The 14,918-nt window shown below is 50.7% G+C and carries 16 protein-coding genes; 7 read left to right on the forward strand and 9 right to left on the reverse strand.

The window, feature by feature from the left end; genetic code table 11:
• Positions 1-5: 5 nt before the first annotated feature.
• Entirely contained in the window at positions 6-884 is an 879-nt protein-coding gene (locus HX839_RS16240; RefSeq protein ID WP_003211504.1) for an amino acid ABC transporter permease, read from the reverse strand.
• Between the two features lie 138 nt (positions 885-1,022).
• Positions 1,023-2,450, reverse strand: coding sequence for an argininosuccinate lyase (argH, locus tag HX839_RS16245; RefSeq protein WP_177067322.1), 1,428 nt, complete (start codon positions 2,448-2,450; stop codon positions 1,023-1,025).
• 262 nt (positions 2,451-2,712) lie between these two features.
• On the opposite strand from argH, the gene HX839_RS16250 reads away from it, so the two are divergent.
• From HX839_RS16250 to HX839_RS16260, 3 genes are all read left to right on the forward strand, one after another.
• Positions 2,713-3,672, forward strand: a complete 960-nt coding sequence (locus HX839_RS16250) for a LysR family transcriptional regulator (protein WP_032899067.1) — start codon at positions 2,713-2,715, stop codon at positions 3,670-3,672.
• Between the two features lie 284 nt (positions 3,673-3,956).
• The gene (gene vapB / locus HX839_RS16255) at positions 3,957-4,196 is read left to right on the forward strand and encodes a type II toxin-antitoxin system VapB family antitoxin (protein WP_008432930.1); all 240 of its coding nucleotides are present in this window, start codon (positions 3,957-3,959) and stop codon (positions 4,194-4,196) included.
• Positions 4,189-4,593: a type II toxin-antitoxin system VapC family toxin gene (locus HX839_RS16260; RefSeq protein ID WP_008432929.1), complete on the forward strand. Its 405-nt coding sequence runs from the start codon at positions 4,189-4,191 to the stop codon at positions 4,591-4,593. The genes vapB and HX839_RS16260 overlap by 8 nt, the downstream gene beginning before the upstream one ends.
• Positions 4,594-4,634: 41 nt before the next feature.
• Here HX839_RS16260 and HX839_RS16265 read toward each other — a convergent pair whose 3' ends face one another.
• Positions 4,635-5,276, reverse strand: a complete 642-nt coding sequence (locus tag HX839_RS16265) for an HAD-IB family hydrolase (protein ID WP_003211514.1) — start codon at positions 5,274-5,276, stop codon at positions 4,635-4,637.
• Positions 5,277-5,621: 345 nt separating this feature from the next.
• Here HX839_RS16265 and HX839_RS16270 point away from each other — a divergent pair, with 345 nt between their 5' ends.
• Genes HX839_RS16270 through HX839_RS16280 form a run of 3 tightly spaced genes read left to right on the forward strand, consistent with a single transcriptional unit; the run spans position 5,622 to position 7,134 of the window.
• Entirely contained in the window at positions 5,622-6,107 is a 486-nt protein-coding gene (locus HX839_RS16270; RefSeq protein ID WP_008432927.1) for an Hcp family type VI secretion system effector, read from the forward strand.
• Positions 6,104-6,817 carry a DUF4225 domain-containing protein gene (locus HX839_RS16275; RefSeq protein WP_177067323.1) on the forward strand — a complete coding sequence of 238 codons (714 nt, stop codon included), beginning with the start codon at positions 6,104-6,106 and terminating at the stop codon, positions 6,815-6,817. The genes HX839_RS16270 and HX839_RS16275 overlap by 4 nt, the downstream gene beginning before the upstream one ends.
• Positions 6,814-7,134 carry a hypothetical protein gene (locus tag HX839_RS16280; RefSeq protein ID WP_177067324.1) on the forward strand — a complete coding sequence of 107 codons (321 nt, stop codon included), beginning with the start codon at positions 6,814-6,816 and terminating at the stop codon, positions 7,132-7,134. Before HX839_RS16275 ends, HX839_RS16280 begins: the two co-directional genes overlap by 4 nt.
• 48 nt (positions 7,135-7,182) lie before the next feature.
• Here HX839_RS16280 and HX839_RS16285 read toward each other — a convergent pair whose 3' ends face one another.
• The 3 genes from HX839_RS16285 to HX839_RS16295 form a co-directional block, all read right to left on the reverse strand.
• Positions 7,183-7,716 (reverse strand): Bro-N domain-containing protein, encoded by a 534-nt coding sequence (locus HX839_RS16285; RefSeq protein ID WP_177067325.1) that lies wholly within the window; start codon positions 7,714-7,716, stop codon positions 7,183-7,185.
• Between the two features lie 358 nt (positions 7,717-8,074).
• Positions 8,075-8,524: a very short patch repair endonuclease gene (locus tag HX839_RS16290; protein ID WP_177067326.1), complete on the reverse strand. Its 450-nt coding sequence runs from the start codon at positions 8,522-8,524 to the stop codon at positions 8,075-8,077.
• Positions 8,525-9,712 (reverse strand): restriction endonuclease, encoded by a 1,188-nt coding sequence (locus HX839_RS16295; protein WP_177067327.1) that lies wholly within the window; start codon positions 9,710-9,712, stop codon positions 8,525-8,527. It abuts the gene before it with no gap.
• Between the two features lie 81 nt (positions 9,713-9,793).
• On the opposite strand from HX839_RS16295, the gene HX839_RS16300 reads away from it, so the two are divergent.
• Positions 9,794-10,777 (forward strand): DNA cytosine methyltransferase, encoded by a 984-nt coding sequence (locus HX839_RS16300; protein ID WP_177067328.1) that lies wholly within the window; start codon positions 9,794-9,796, stop codon positions 10,775-10,777.
• 55 nt (positions 10,778-10,832) lie between these two features.
• Here the strand turns inward: HX839_RS16300 and HX839_RS16305 are convergent, their stop codons facing one another.
• From HX839_RS16305 to HX839_RS16315, 3 genes are all read right to left on the reverse strand, one after another.
• On the reverse strand, positions 10,833-12,194 hold the full coding sequence (locus HX839_RS16305; protein WP_177067329.1) for a hypothetical protein: 1,362 nt from the start codon (positions 12,192-12,194) through the stop codon (positions 10,833-10,835).
• Between the two features lie 4 nt (positions 12,195-12,198).
• On the reverse strand, positions 12,199-14,331 hold the full coding sequence (locus HX839_RS16310; RefSeq protein ID WP_177067330.1) for an ATP-binding protein: 2,133 nt from the start codon (positions 14,329-14,331) through the stop codon (positions 12,199-12,201).
• A 348-nt stretch (positions 14,332-14,679) separates the two neighbouring features.
• A partial coding sequence (locus HX839_RS16315; RefSeq protein WP_177067331.1) for a ribonucleotide-diphosphate reductase subunit beta occupies positions 14,680-14,918 on the reverse strand: 239 nt, incomplete at its 5' end.

Genomic DNA, 14,918 nt, shown 5'->3' on the forward strand with positions numbered 1-14,918 from the left:
AGGGCTTACGAGCGCTTGCCGGCGCCGCGGGCAAAACGACGCTCGAGGCGGCTCTGACCGAATGAAAGAACAGTCACCACCGCCAGGTACCAGATGCCTGCAACAATCAGCAGCTCCATGACCCGGGCGTTGGCGTAGTAGATGTTTTGCGCGTTGTGCAGCAGCTCCGAGTACTGGATCACACTCGCCAGGCTGGTCATTTTCACCATGCTGATGAACTCGTTGCCTACAGGCGGAATGATCACCCGCATCGCCTGGGGCAGAATCACCCTACGCAGCGCCTGAAGGCTCGGCATGCCGATCGACTTGGCGGCTTCGTACTGACCGGTGTCCACCGACAACAGGCCGGCGCGCACCACTTCAGCGGTGTAGGCACCCTGGTTGATGCTCAGGCCGAGGAGGGCGGCCACGAACGGCGTCATCAGGTCCACGGTGTCGATGCTGAACAGGCCGGGAATCGCGATCACCGGGAAAATCAGCGCCAGGTTGAACCACAACAGCAGTTGCAGAATCAGCGGCGTACCCCGGAACAGCCAGGTGTAGGTGATGGCCACGTAGCGCAGGATCGGGTTGGCCGACATGCGCATGATCGCCGTGATCACCCCGATCACCACGCCCAGCGCCATGGCCAGGATCGACATGATGATGGTGTTCACCAGGCCCCAGATGATCGCCTCGGACGTGAGGAACTGACCGATGTAGGACCATTCGATCTGGCCGTTGGCGAATGCACGCAGCAAGGCAGCCAGTGCGATCACGATCAACGTGGCAAAAAACATCCGCCCGTAATAGCGACGCGGCACATGCTCGTACTGGGTGATATCGAACTGGTTCTCGGTCTGCTGGCGCTCGGCTTGCAAGCGCTCTGCCGGGGTTTGTTTCATGGTGACTCTCCAAAACAACTGAATACACTGATCGTTCCCACGCTCTGCGTGGGAATGCAGCAAGGGATGCTCTGCGTCCCCAAAGCGTGACGCGGATCGTCACAAGAGGCATTCCCACGCAGAGCGTGGGAACGATCTTTAAATTCGAAAGCCGGTGTAGTTTTCTGCCCACTTCTGTTGCGCAGCCAGGGCCACCTTCAACCGCCCAATCTGCTCCCGCACCCGATCCGGCGCCGTACCCCCCCAACCACTGCGCGCCGCAATCGCCGCTTCCAGGGTCAGGCACTCACGCACTTGCGGCGTCAGCCGCGCATCCACCTCTGCCAACAACGCCGGCGAGGCTTCCCACAATTCAATTTCATGCTTCTCACAGGCTTGCACCAAGGCACCGGTAATCTCGTGGGCCTCCTTGAATGGCACACCACGAGTGGCCAGCCAATCCGCCACCTCAGTTGCCAATGTGAAACCCATCGGCGCCTGACGCCGCAGCTCTTCCACCTGTACCTTCATCGTCGCGACCATCCCGGCCATCGCCGGCAGCACCAGCAGCAAGGTATCCACGCTGTCCAACACGCTGTGCTTGTCTTCACTCAAATCGCGGTTGTACGACAGCGGCAAGGACTTGAGCGTCGACATCAACCCGGTCAGGTTGCCAATCAAGCGCCCCGCTTTACCCCGCGCCAATTCGGCAATGTCCGGGTTCTTCTTCTGCGGCATGATCGAGCTACCGGTGGCGTAGGCATCGTCCAACTGCACCCAGCGAAACTGCCGCGACGACCACAGGCAAAACTCCTCCGACAGCCGCGAAATATTCACCCCGAGCATGCCCGCCACAAACAGAAACTCCGCCACGTGGTCACGACTGGCTACAGCATCGATAGAGTTTTCGCACGGCCCGGTGTAACCCATCTCCTTGGCCGAATGCTCCGGCTGGCGAGCAATTGCCGAGCCCGCCATCGCCGCAGCACCCAACGGCGACAACGCCGTACGCGCATCCCAATCCACCAGGCGCTGCACATCCCGCAGCATCGATTGCGCATGGGCCAGCAAGTGATGGGCGAACACGATCGGCTGCGCCTGCTGCAAATGGGTGAAGCCCGGGCAGATGCTCTCGATATGCTGCTCGGCCTGGTCCACCAGCGCCTGCTGCAAGCCCAACACCTCGGTGGTGATGGTGCGCGCGTGGTCTCGCAGGAACAGGCGCAAATCGTTGGCCGTCTGGTCATTGCGCGAACGCCCGGCGCGCAGCTTGCCGCCCAGGGCGCCCAAACGCTCGGTCAACACCCGCTCGATGAAGGTGTGCACATCCTCGTCATCCAGCGTCGGGTGCAGTCGGCCAGCGGCAAAGTCCTCACCAATCCGGTCCAGCGCTTCCAGGGTGCGCAAGGTTTCCGACTCATCCAGCAACCCGGCGCGCTGCAACTCACGGGCATGGGCCCGGGAGCCGGCCAGGTCGTAGGGCGTCAGGCGAAAATAGCGCTCGGGGCAACGGGACAGCGCCGCCAAAGCAGCAGACGGGCCGGACTTGAAACGAGCACCCCATAGGCGATCGGTGGGCTGAGACATGGTGTTCCTCATGCTTGTTTTTAGAAGTGACAAGCCCGATGGACGTGGCTTGGCCTTATGGATTCGGAGGGCAGTAGCAAAACGAAAAGTCCTGATCGTAGTGTCAGGTTTTTATGGGCGTTAAATCAGCCGGTAAAAGCTGTTCAACCCGCTATATTCAAGGTTGCCAAGGGCGGTTAAGTATGTTCATTATTGCCGCCCGGCGATGTTCATGGAGTAGGTCAAAGCCTGTTGAATATGGCACTTGAGGTCAACACGTATTATGGAAACCCCACTTTCCAATTCTGGAAACATACCGCCAAAACCCGGCACAAGACCGCCCCTGCAACTCAGCGGCCTGGACTTCAAATTGCTGCGGGTGTTCAAGGCTGTGGTCGAAGCGGGCGGCTTCAGCGCGGCGCAGAACGAGCTGAATGTGGGCTTGGCGGCGATCAGCAAGCAGATTTCCGACCTGGAAATTCGCATCGGCATGCGCCTGTGTACGCGAGGGCGGGAAGGATTTGGCCTGACCGAAGAAGGCAAATTAGTCTATCAAGCGTCCATTGAATTATTTGCCTCGGTAGACAGTTTCAGAGACAAGCTTAGTTCGGCGCAGAATGAACTGATCGGCGACCTTAGTGTGGGCGTTATTGATAACACCGTCTCCGACGTTAATTCACCATTGATTAACGCGCTGGGAAGATTACATACAGAGTCGCCAAAAATAAGATTACGTCTACATGCCTCGCAACTGGACGAAGTTGAACGGGGCGTGGTGGAAGGGCGGCTGATTGTCGGCATCGTCCCGGTGTACCAGCGACGGGAAGAATTCGATTATTTCCCGCTGTACGAAGAAAAGTCCCACGCGTACTGCGGCGTCGGGCATCCGCTGTTTGAAGCGAGTGACATCAACGCAGATGTGTTGCGCCAGCATGAAGTGGTCAACCATCGTTACGCGATCCACAGCGACAAGGCCAACTTCGTCAGCTACGACAGTCAGTCCGCCTCGGCCTCACAGGTTGAAGCCGTGGCCATCCTCATCCTCACCGGCCGCTTCCTGGGCTTCCTCCCCGAACACTACGCCGCGCCGCTGGTGAAGGAAGGGCGCCTGCGCGTGTTATGCCCGGAGCAGATCCACCTGAGCACAGCGTTCAACCTTATCCTGCGCCACAACGCCCCACGAAGCCCGCTGGTCAAAGCCTTCGCAACGGCACTAGGCGTGGACCTCAAAGCGCCAATCTAACGAATTCCCACCACCCTAAGAACCTACAGAGACCCCCTGTGGGAGCTGTCGAGCCCCAGCGAGGCTGCGATGGGATCAACTCGGTCTACTCGCAGACCCTATCCACCCGCATCACCGCCGCAACTTGCCCAACTTCTTCTTCGCATGAAAATGCGCCTCCTGCGCCGCCACCAACAGCTACCTGTTCGGCTACGCTTGTCGGGTAGCTGCTATAGAGCTATGCAATAGAGCATCTGCAAACTATCATTCTTACCTGTCTTCCCATGCCTTGAGAGGTGTTCCTTATGTCTACTGGAACGATCTTCACCAATAACCGTACACAAAATATCCGCATCCCTGCTGACATGCGTTTTCCCGCTGGGGTGAAAACTGTAGAGGTGCGTGCCGTGGGGCGCGAACTGATTATTTCGCCGGTTGAAAACACTTGGGACAGCTTTTTCCTTGCAAGCGAATCGGTATCTGATGATTTTATGGAGGAGCGCGCCGACCAAACCCAGCAAGAGCGAGAGTCCTTTGATGATTAAGTACATGCTTGATACGAACATCGTGATCTACATCATCAAGCGTCGGCCTATGGAAATACTGGAAAAATTCAATGCGAATGTAGGTCGTATGGTGATCTCTTCGATCACCCTTGCGGAATTGATGCACGGGGCCGAAAAAAGCCAGTTTGTTGAGAGAAATACTCGGGCGGTGGAGGACTTCATCTCCCGGCTTGACGTCATTCACTACGATGACAAGGCCGCTTTTCACTACGGCTCGATCCGCTCCGATCTCGAAAAGAAGGGCACTCCAATCGGCGTAAATGACCTGCACATCGCGGGCCACGCCAGAAGCTCAGGATTGGTCTTGGTGACTAACAACGAAGGTGAGTTCAAGCGAGTGAATGGCTTGATCGTGGAAAACTGGATCGCCGCCTAAGGCAGTCAATCCAGCGCACACAGATAGGTCGTCCAGGCGATTCAGCGTTGCTTGATTCGTTTCTTCTTCGCATGAAAATGCCGAAAATGCGCATCCTGCGCCGCCGCCAACAACTCCCGATCCCCGCGCGTATCACCCCAGGCCCTGAGCCGATACTCCCCCAGATCCCCATAAACCGCCTCAAGCCGAAGCACCTTATTCTCACACCGGCAATTATTCCCCGTGAGCTTGCCCGTCAATACTCCGTCAACCACCTCAAGCTCAGTGCCTATCAACCGGATCCCAAGCCGATCCGCAAACGGCTGCAACACCAACGCCGGCGACGCCGAACACAGCGTCACCACCGCCCCGGACTTCACCTCATCGGCCACCGATTGCAGCCCGGTTGGCCGCATCAACTTGTTCCAATAGGCCTGGCAATACGCTTCCGCTTTCTGCTGAACCCACGCCTTATCCACGCCGGTCATAAAGGTGCGGATCAACTGCGCCTTGAGCTCATCACGGCTGATGACGCGCAACAGAAACTGCGCGCCAGGCACCGCCAGCTTCACCATCCTGCGCACGAACTCGCCTTTACCAAAGGCGAACTTCAGGAACGGCACGAAGCTGTCGTGGTGGGTCAGGGTGCCGTCGAAGTCAAAGACGGAGAGTACTTTGGCATCCAAGGGGCCGGATTCGAGCATGTCTGGGTTCACGGGCGGGTCTCGATTATTTGGAGCGGGTCATCTGGTGTTCTGACAGGGACTCGTCTGCACGGTTCAGGCGGAAGACGGTGATCTGCCAGAGCGATCGCTCTCTCTGTTTTCTCGGACGCGAAAATCACGCGTCTGGTTGATCGGCGCAGTTTACTACCTCAAGGTCCATGGTTGGGCCTTCTCGAACCAATCCAGCGCGCGGTCCGGCATCCAGCATGCGGCATAAGGCGAAATTTCCTACTCATGACTCGTACCGTTTAAAGCGAAGCGTCCGATATTTCCTATTTTGTATTTTTCGTAAGGTGCCCTTCAAAACTACAGGGCGCTTACCTTATGGCTAACCACGGCTACATGACCATCAGCGGCAAATCCCAGGGCCTCATCTCTGCAAGCTGTTCGACTCAGGACTCCATAGGCAACAAGTGCCAGGACGGGCATCGCGACGAGATAATGGTGCTGTCCTTCCACCACAATATGGCCAACCGCGGAAACGTCAGGGCATCGAGTCACGGCCCGATTGCCATTACCAAAAACATCGACAAGTCATCTCCTTTACTGGCGGTAGCGCTTTCCAATAGGGAAGAGCTTAACTGTGTCATTAATTTTTACCGTATTGCCCAAACGGGTTGGCACGAAAAGTACTACAGCGTCGATATTCGAGGCTGCATCATTACCGACCTCACCGTCGACGTGCCGCATTCTGTTCTGCATATTGACGCCGAGCCACAAGAGCATGTTGCGCTTCAATATCGGGAAATTATCTGGACTCACCATCAAGCCGGAACAAGTGGTTTCAGCACTTGGGAGACGGGTCGGTGACGATTGAAAAGAAAAAACAGAATCCGACATTTCACGATATCTGGATGGTTAGTCAGGCGGGTGCATACTTGGCTAATCAGGCATGTACGATAAGTGCTCGCCATATTAAAAGTGGAATTGTTCGGTTGCAGTTCAATCGGGAGGTGGCTTATTACGCTCGGAGTATTGTCAGGGATGTCGAGGAAGGCAAGCAGAGTGTTGATCAAGGTTTGCTGGAAATAAAGAACGAACAAAAAAACCTGATGAATCAGTCTCTGGAGGTGGGAAGGAAAGGCGTTGGGGTTATCGCGGGGGCGCTTCAATTTGCGACAGGTGCAGGGATTTGCTACGCCTCAGTCGGAACGCTGTGTGTGCTGGCGGGCATCCCGATTATGGCGCATGGGGCTAATAATATGTATGAGAACGGTCGCAGTTTAATTGATGGGCAGGGAGACACAGCGGGACCGGTAAGGAGTGGGTATCACGCTGCAGCGAAATCACTTGGGTACGGTGAGCGTGAAGGTGACATGGCGTATGGTGGCGCTGATATAGGAATGTCGATTTACAGCCTTACCAGGCTTGTGCTCAAGCCTGATGCTTGGCGGTTATTTAGATATATAAGAGCAGATAAACAGAGGGCCTATAAAACCATGGGGGGAACAGCTTTGGGCGTGGAGGCTTATATCGACTATGAGACAGGTAGGCAAGTATATAAAAGGCTTGATGAGTGATTGTAATTTTGGGTTTATTGTTTTTGATGGGTAGCGTGTGGTCCGCTTACGCGTTGAAGGTGAAGTTTTCTGGGGGAAATCTGAATCATGTAAAGCTGTATTTTTGCTTGATATTTAATGGTTTTTTTGTGATTACTTACATGGATGTTATAAAATATGATGATTTTTTATATTTGGGGTATAGGCCCGATATAACGGTGGGTTACCCAATTATTGATTGGATTGCCTTAATTGGGATGTTGGCTCACGCATTTGCACTTCCAATGAAGTGGAAGGTGAAGCGATGGTTTTTGAACGATAAAAAAGAAGGTGACTGACTGGAGGGGCCGTCCGAGCAGTTGCTCGGACGGATCAAGCACAAAAGGTCAGCGCGCCGTATGACCTGAAAAGCGGAAATATTCCGCGACCTTCCGCAACCAATTTCTGCTCGGGGGCGCCCGACGGCGAGTCCTGTTGAGCAATAGGTAGGGCATATCCCGGAGCCGAATCCAGCCTTCATCTTGCCAATGCAGAAGGCTCAACGACATTTCAGGCCAATCCAGCAAGCTCAACATCGGACGGTCTGTGGATCTTGATTGATTCTCATCGCGCAAAGTGGGAACCACTTGATGAGTCAGCCATTCCCGCAGCAGGCGATGCCCAGGTGTGTAGTGATACACCAGCAGCGCATACACCCCGGACTCACTGATCATCAGCATGTTCTCAGGTTGGCCGTGATATCGAATTTCCAGGGTTTGGCGCTGATCCTCGTCGAGCTTGCTGACCTTACGATCATCCAGGTACAACCCCATCAGACGGCCGAGGTCGCGAGCACAGAACCATGGCTGGTTTTCTAGGAGTAGAGCGTGCAGGTGCAGGTTATGGCGGGTGAAGATAGTAGGCAGGAAGGGGTCATGCATGACACACCTCCGAGTCGGAGTGTGTTCGAGAGATGGTGAAGATACAGCTATCGTCCTTCGCAGGGACTGCAAAGTATCCAGGCATTTCCGTTACCTCTGGTTGCTTTCTTAGGGCATGCGTTATGGGTGTCGGGAGCTAAGAAACCCACCAGAGACGGGCCGGACATATTCCCCTTTCGGGTCTTGTATTCGCCCACTCCCGACATAACGGGGATTTTTTCACAGACGTAGAGAAACCGCTGGCGAAAAAAAGCCGCATAGCTGTCGGGTGCGGAGGACCGCTCTGGTTGAGGCGTTTCTTAGGCGCCGAGTGGTGAGGGTAGGTGGGCAGTAGGAGGTCGTCAAGCTCTCAGAATTATCATTCCATTTCAGTTGATACGTGCTGACTATCGATTTCGGAGTTGATCATTTTTTGGATTTCAGCCCGCAATGTGTCTCTGTTTTTCGTCTGGCATTCCCAGATAATTGATACGCGCCAACCTGATACTTCAAGTGCTCGTTTAGCCTTCATGTCTCGTTCAACATTTTTTGCGAGCTTAGGTAGCCAAAAATCCAGCCTGCTTTTAGGTGTATACGCGTATTTGCAGCCAGGGTGTCTATGCCAGAAACACCCGTGAACGAACAAGCATAATCGATGCTTCGGGAACACCAGGTCTGGTGTTCCCGGTAAGTCCTTTCGGTGTAGACGATAGCGAAGCCCCAGTTCATGGCACATCGATCGAACAGTCATTTCGGGCTTCGTGTTTTTGCCCTTGATTTTGGACATGTTCCTAGACCGCTGCTCTGGGGTGACTACGTCGGCACTCATTTAGGTTTCACCCAATGGAAAACTCGTTTTCAACCACGTCAGTACCGCGGCGCTGTCATGTAGGCCTGTTTCTCTCAGAAGCTCCACGAGGTCTTTTCCGGCAAGAATCATTACTGGGTGGCCGTCTTCTACGATTTCCTTATAGGCCTGATCATGCAGCCATGATGTCGTGACGATGACGCCAAATTGACGGTGCCGAAGGCGAGAGATCAGCCTCGACACCTCCCTGACTCCTACAGAGTTATTCGTACCGTAACACTTGGCTTCAATTGCAAAGTCTACGAGCACTGAGGTCTCAGGTCTCCCGATCCGAAGTCTGCCAATGCCATCTCGCCCCCCGTCTCGATACCGCCGTGTCAGGTCAAGCTCTACAGTATCGGGCAAGCACACCCTAACCAAGTGGGCCGCACACTCCTCGAATGCGTAAGGGTCTGACTCGAAGTGTTTGTGTAGGATGACCAACGTCTTGACATCATCTTTTAAGGTCGGGAGCTGGTCTTTCTTTGACCTGATAGGTTGTGAGCGTTTGGCGATCAGAGGAGTGTATTGGCCCGTTTTCACCCATTTAAGCCATCCAGCCGGTGCATTCTCGCTGTCATTCGCCCGTACGCCTGAAATAATATCCGTAAGCCATGCCCTAGGGATTTCTGGCAGGTCGAGAATGGTGAAGGTGGCTCTGTAATTCTGAAATCGCTGACCGTTGCTCGCGTGCCAGACGGCTACCAAATCATCATTGTGAGTGCTTCCAATTCTGCCGGGCACTGCCAGCCCCCTGAAAATCATGTCGCGATAGATACCAGCCTTGGTGAAAACGAAAATTGGTGGGATATCTGCCCGTAAACCTGAGTGTTGTCGTTCGAAAATTAGCTCTAAAAGATTGTTGCCATACCGGTTGGTTTCGTCCAATTTACGACCCGGCTTCTTGTTATCGCCATAGTAGGTAAACACACCTGTGGAGAGGTCCAGTTCATCGGGCCAGTCAAGATCCTCCATGCTCGACAATAGTGCGATGAGACGCGGGTCGTTGCGCTTTCCTCTGATTCGGAAGCCGCCTTGGTTGCTTAGGCTGAGAAGCTTCGTCAGAGGATCGTCACTCGAATTTCCGTTTCGGCTACCTGAGTAGCGCGCATCGATCACCAAATCTGAGCTTGATAGCTCGTCAACTGTGTAAACCAGGTTCTCGTTCATGATGGTGTCCTTGTGCCATTAAGGTTGAATGGTGCCGGGAACCTGGTAACCTGGCTAGAAGATAAAATTAAAGGCTGTGTAATGGATCAGATTCGTACGTTTGACATGTTCTGTGGGGCAGGTGGCAGCAGCTTGGGGGCCCGTGAAGGTGGTGCGAAAATCATGGGCGGAGTCGATTTGTGGGGGCCAGCGGTCGAGTCCTTCAAGCTGAATTTTCCTGAGGCGCATGTCTTTCAAGAGGATCTAAGGATTCTGACGCCCGAAGATGTTTTATTGAAAACCGGTCCAATAGATTTGCTTATCTCCTCCCCTGAGTGCACACATCACACATGCGCGCGTGGAGCCAAACCTCGTTCCGAAGAAAGTAAGGACACAGCTTTTCAGGTAATCAGATACGCAGAGGTAATGAAGCCTCGATGGATTACGCTTGAAAATGTTGTGCATATGAAACCTTGGGGAAGGTACAAAGAGTTGATGCAGGAACTGGTCCGTTTGAAATATAACGTACGTGAGCAAGTTATTGATGCTTCGGGTTTTGGTGTGGCTCAGCGTCGACGTAGGCTTTTTATGATTGCTGATTTAATAGATATGCCAAGTCCGGTGCTACCATTAAATACAGCCTATAAGAATGTTTGGGACATTTTGGATAAAACTGAAAAGTACAAAATGACTCCGCTGCGCCGACCAAATCGAGCTAAAGAAACCCTTGCACGTGCTGATCGTGCGATTTCTGAGTTAGGGCATAATACGTCATTTTTGATTGTATATTATGGTACTGATGGTGGTGGAGGGTGGCAGCGAATGGATTCCCCTTTGAGAACTATTACAACAGTTGATCGATTTGCGTATGTTAGGCCCGGGCCTGAAGGGCATATGATGCGTATGCTTCAACCAGATGAACTACGGAAGGCTATGGGGTTTCCAGAGAAATATAATTTCCCAGATGTAACTAGGCGCGAAAAGGTAAAGTTAATGGGGAACGCAGTTTGTTCGCCTGTTATGGAGGCTATTGTTTCGTCTTTAGCTGAAACTTTCGGGGCTAAAAAAAGTGAAGAAGTAGCATAAGTTGTAGCCTTGCTGAAAAAAAATACGGCAAGGCTTTAGTTTGATCTAGTTGTTATTAGTGAAAACGCATCACGCCAGGTCTTCTCGCGTGTGTTGTGTAGTGGTGAATTACTTCTTCTAGTGTGTTTCTTCTCAGTCGGGCTATAGGGGTAATAGGTAGTGAGAATCTGACAGAGTGCTCACTGGTGAATCTGCGACAGGAAACCAGCATGCACTTCGCAGTGCCTCCGACTTTTATTATTCCAATGTTTTGTAATGCGGCTCTTGTTGGTTGACCTCCTCGAAGAAAGGATTTTATATCCGCCGTATCGAAGATTACACCCAGAAGATATCTGTGGCTTGGAATTTTTCCTTGAACCTCATCGCATTCAGCAGATAATGATATTAAACATGGTGATGCTCTGCCAACCAGTTCTTCATTTATGGCTATTGTTTCGCCATTAACTATAAATTCTTTGTATAGTACTTCTCTCCAGTCGGCGCCGAAGTGATCTGAAATGAAATTTCCCGGATCATCATTGAGTTTTGAAATTACGCCTCTAAAGTTATATGGCTGAGCTCTGCCTGTTTCGAAGTCTTCTACTAGATAAAAGGAGTTAAGTGATGCCCTGTCTATAGAGGCTGAAAGTTTTAGTTTTAGGTCTCCCATAGCAGATAGTTTTTCGCATATAGGATTGTCTATTTCTTCTGTGCTGGAAGGTTGCGCCCTAAGTTGATCCTCTAGGACTGGCAGTAGGGCGTTATCTAGAGCTCCAGAAGCGTTTGAGATTGCTGCAGTTTTTCCAACGGCTTCTTGGCTCAGAAAAGTCAGTAAGTTTAACCATTCTTCAGATACAGAGTCGCCTTCAACTCCTGGAGTGTTCTTGATGACTTGAAACAGGTTATTACTTGCTTGCGTTGCAGCTAAGAGAATACGCTCCTCCCAGTTCATGATAATTGAAAGGGATTGCGATTTTGAGATTTCTCCGTATATTAATTTTCCAAATAACTCATAATCAACTTCTAATTCTGGATGACCTATTCCTACCTTGTTTTTGTCCATGAATCCAAAAAAAACTGGCAGGTTAAAGCCAATGTCCGGAGCTCTGGATATAAGTTCGCCCACGATTTTATGTTCGTCAGCCTCGTGCTTTGACCAAAAAATAACACCATATGGACCAGTTGGTACGATTTGTTTTAAGAAGTTTCCTATAGTGGCTGCATGGTCGACCCCATTTATGCTGCTTGTCGGCGTCAAATGTATATCTGAGAAAATAAGCCTCAATCCTGCACACGGTTGAGTAATTGGTGGTACAAATTCGCCCACATCAAAAAGATATGGGATAGCGCTATATCCTGCCCTGCCTAGTGCTCGTACTATCGCATCTAGGTCTTCTTGGTTATTATCAAGCGCGACGACTCTGGAGAAAGGTTTCATTTTTCTAATCCTTGAAGGTAAATACTACAGCTGCGCCATCATATGATGAGGAGAAGTTGAAATCATCCCGTAACTCTTCGGCACGACAAACCATGAATCTCCCACCCATTGATTCAAGTACTAGTCTGGCAAAATAGAGTCCCAAGCCAGAGCCGCCAGCCTTCATTGTCATAAAGGGTTTGGCAATTGAATCTGGGTTGAGTTGGAAACCCATGCCGTTATCAATTATTGCGAGTGTCCCCTCTTTAAGTTCCTGATCCCACGATGAAAGAATCAAAATCGCGGCTGGGTCAGAACGATTTTCAAGTTCTTTTCTATAGCGTGACCAGTAAATAGCGTTATCTATTACGTTGCTAATTGCACCTATAACAAGGTTTAGTGGGCCTTTGATCTTAAAATTTATTGCCTTGTCGGTATCGTTCGTCCAGTCGGAAAGCGCCACTTCATGACGAGGGAATCTATGTTGGTGCATTTTAAGTACACGAGTTGTCAGCTCATTAACAGGAAGAGATCGATTTTTCTCTCGCTGTAAAAGTGGTTTAAATGTATCAAGTAAACTTCTAAGATGACGAACTGTACTTAATATGATTTCTTTGTTTGAGTTGCGTTCAAGTTGACCGACAATGTTATCTACGCCGTGAACCATTTCGTGAAAGGCTAGGCCAATATTCATATTTGCCATGCCTGATCCCACCATTACTTCTTTGAAACTATCAAGTTCGTTTTTTATGGCTGCGACTGCTGGGAGTATTTCTTGTTCAAGTTTATGCTTCTTTGCGACTTTGATGATTTCATCAAATGCATTTTCAATGGGGGGGAGCTTTTCCGTATTTTTAATCGCTTTGTCTACAGCGTCTCGATCTGGTGCTAACTCTCGCTCGAACTTGTCAAATATGCTCAATGCAATAGCGCGTAAGCTGTCGAAAGATTTGTTTTCGTCGAAGCCCTCGCGGTTCGTTTTTTCTCGAAGTCCTGTGCTTTTATCTAAATCTAGATCTATATATGAAACAATACTATTTGAGCCTAGTTTTTTTCCAGGTGTGTTGATTCGTCTAGCGTTCAGGCGCAGCCAGTCGTCACCTGGCTCGCCATAGTTAAAAACTCGAACTCGATCTCGATAAACACGAACACCTGATTGGCCGGCTAACCATGCTTTCATTTGTTGGCTATCACCAAAAAGGCGTAAGATTTCAGGGCTTTGATGAAACGCATAAATTCGACCCTTTATTGGGCCTATCTCTTTCAGTATGTCCGCTGTTACAAATATTTTTTGTTCTTTTTTCTGCTTGCCTGTTTTCGTGTCTTCACCTTTTTCGGGAAGAATATCTAAGCGCCCTGTATAGCGTTTGTATCTGCGTTGTAGCCCTTTATACTTAGGTGGCTGAAAAAAATATGCCCATCGAAAAATACCTTTTTCATCAAGGCGATATGTTAACTTCCACATTGCTCTGTCCAGCATGTCCTCTACATCGGGAAGACCGCTGATTTCATCCTGTCTGCCTGGTACATCTAAAGTTACGTTAAATGAATCCACACGATTAAACGGATTACTGAGTGATTTTACAAGGCGGTAAAGCTCTCGTATATCGCCTCGTTTCCAATCCGATATATATAGGTCGGAAATTTTTATGAATGTGCCACTTCCAGTCTTAAAGTGTGTGGGGGTGGTCTTTTCTATAACTTCAACAGATAGTTTGTCGTTCAGGTATTTTGAGCTGCTGATTAGAGCGTCCCAATCTATATTGAACTCATACTCTGCTGAGTTTTTTTCTTTAGTGATTACTTGTAATTTTTTACCGAGTTTTTGAACGGCAAGCCTGCCAACCCCTTTTTCTCCTAACGGCAGCCTATTGAATAACTCAGACCGTTTTCTATTTTGAGCCGTACGCTTCGAGTCTGTTCCAACTTCCAGCCAGGCACCAGTGATTACTGAAAGGTTCATTCCGCAACCATTGTCTTCGACTTTGACACATGGATCGACAGCGTTGAGATCGATCGTAATGGCAACGGTGCTGGCATCAGCGTCGTATGAGTTTTTTACAAGCTCAAATACGGCTAAGCGGTCATGCCCAATTAGCTGGTCGCCAAGGAGTCGTAAGATGTGAGACTGAACGCGGAGTGGATGTTTGTTTGGCATGCTATTCCCTTAAAATTCACTTTTATGCGTAGAGGAATTGCTTTGGTAACCAATAGGTTGTGTGCCTATATAGTTTCTGTACCTATTAAATTCGTAGTGGGGCGAACTGTTGTATGCATAATTGTTGCCTCCTTGCACAACATAAGATAACTGGAGCGTATTATGATGGCTTTTTGGAACTCAGCAAGCGTCCGATGACGAGATTGCAAATTTCGTATTTTTTTGTAAAGGTTTTTTGCTTGGTCAACTCTAGGTTTTGACGTGGTTACTCTAGCGATGGTAGGGCACGTGGGTCCCGCATAAAAAAGGCTGCCCAAGGGCAGCCTTTAAAGTCAGTCATAATCGGCGTCAATCCCAGCTCAACGCCCCACCAGTCTGATACTCAATAACCCGAGTCTCAAAGAAATTCTTCTCTTTCTTCAAGTCCATAATCTCGCTCATCCAAGGGAACGGGTTAGTCGTCCCTGGGTACTCTTCCTTCAATCCAATCTGCGACAGACGACGGTTAGCGATGAACTTGAGGTAGTCCTCCATCATCGCCGCATTCATCCCCAGCACCCCACGCGGCATGGTGTCACGCGCGTATT

The sequence above is a fragment of the Pseudomonas sp. I8001 genome (genome assembly GCF_013385345.1).
Taxonomy (GTDB): domain Bacteria; phylum Pseudomonadota; class Gammaproteobacteria; order Pseudomonadales; family Pseudomonadaceae; genus Aquipseudomonas.

Bases quoted from the DNA above. Each gene is read 5' to 3' on its own strand.
- HX839_RS16240 (WP_003211504.1), bottom strand. From the start codon at position 884: ATGAAACAAACCCCGGCAGAGCGCTTGCAAGCCGAGCGCCAGCAGACC.
- argH (WP_177067322.1), bottom strand. From the start codon at position 2,450: ATGTCTCAGCCCACCGATCGCCTATGGGGTGCTCGTTTCAAGTCCGGC.
- HX839_RS16250 (WP_032899067.1), top strand. From the start codon at position 2,713: ATGGAAACCCCACTTTCCAATTCTGGAAACATACCGCCAAAACCCGGC.
- vapB (WP_008432930.1), top strand. From the start codon at position 3,957: ATGTCTACTGGAACGATCTTCACCAATAACCGTACACAAAATATCCGC.
- HX839_RS16260 (WP_008432929.1), top strand. From the start codon at position 4,189: ATGATTAAGTACATGCTTGATACGAACATCGTGATCTACATCATCAAG.
- HX839_RS16265 (WP_003211514.1), bottom strand. From the start codon at position 5,276: ATGCTCGAATCCGGCCCCTTGGATGCCAAAGTACTCTCCGTCTTTGAC.
- HX839_RS16270 (WP_008432927.1), top strand. From the start codon at position 5,622: ATGGCTAACCACGGCTACATGACCATCAGCGGCAAATCCCAGGGCCTC.
- HX839_RS16285 (WP_177067325.1), bottom strand. From the start codon at position 7,716: ATGCATGACCCCTTCCTGCCTACTATCTTCACCCGCCATAACCTGCAC.
- HX839_RS16290 (WP_177067326.1), bottom strand. From the start codon at position 8,524: ATGAGTGCCGACGTAGTCACCCCAGAGCAGCGGTCTAGGAACATGTCC.
- HX839_RS16295 (WP_177067327.1), bottom strand. From the start codon at position 9,712: ATGAACGAGAACCTGGTTTACACAGTTGACGAGCTATCAAGCTCAGAT.
- HX839_RS16300 (WP_177067328.1), top strand. From the start codon at position 9,794: ATGGATCAGATTCGTACGTTTGACATGTTCTGTGGGGCAGGTGGCAGC.
- HX839_RS16305 (WP_177067329.1), bottom strand. From the start codon at position 12,194: ATGAAACCTTTCTCCAGAGTCGTCGCGCTTGATAATAACCAAGAAGAC.
- HX839_RS16310 (WP_177067330.1), bottom strand. From the start codon at position 14,331: ATGCCAAACAAACATCCACTCCGCGTTCAGTCTCACATCTTACGACTC.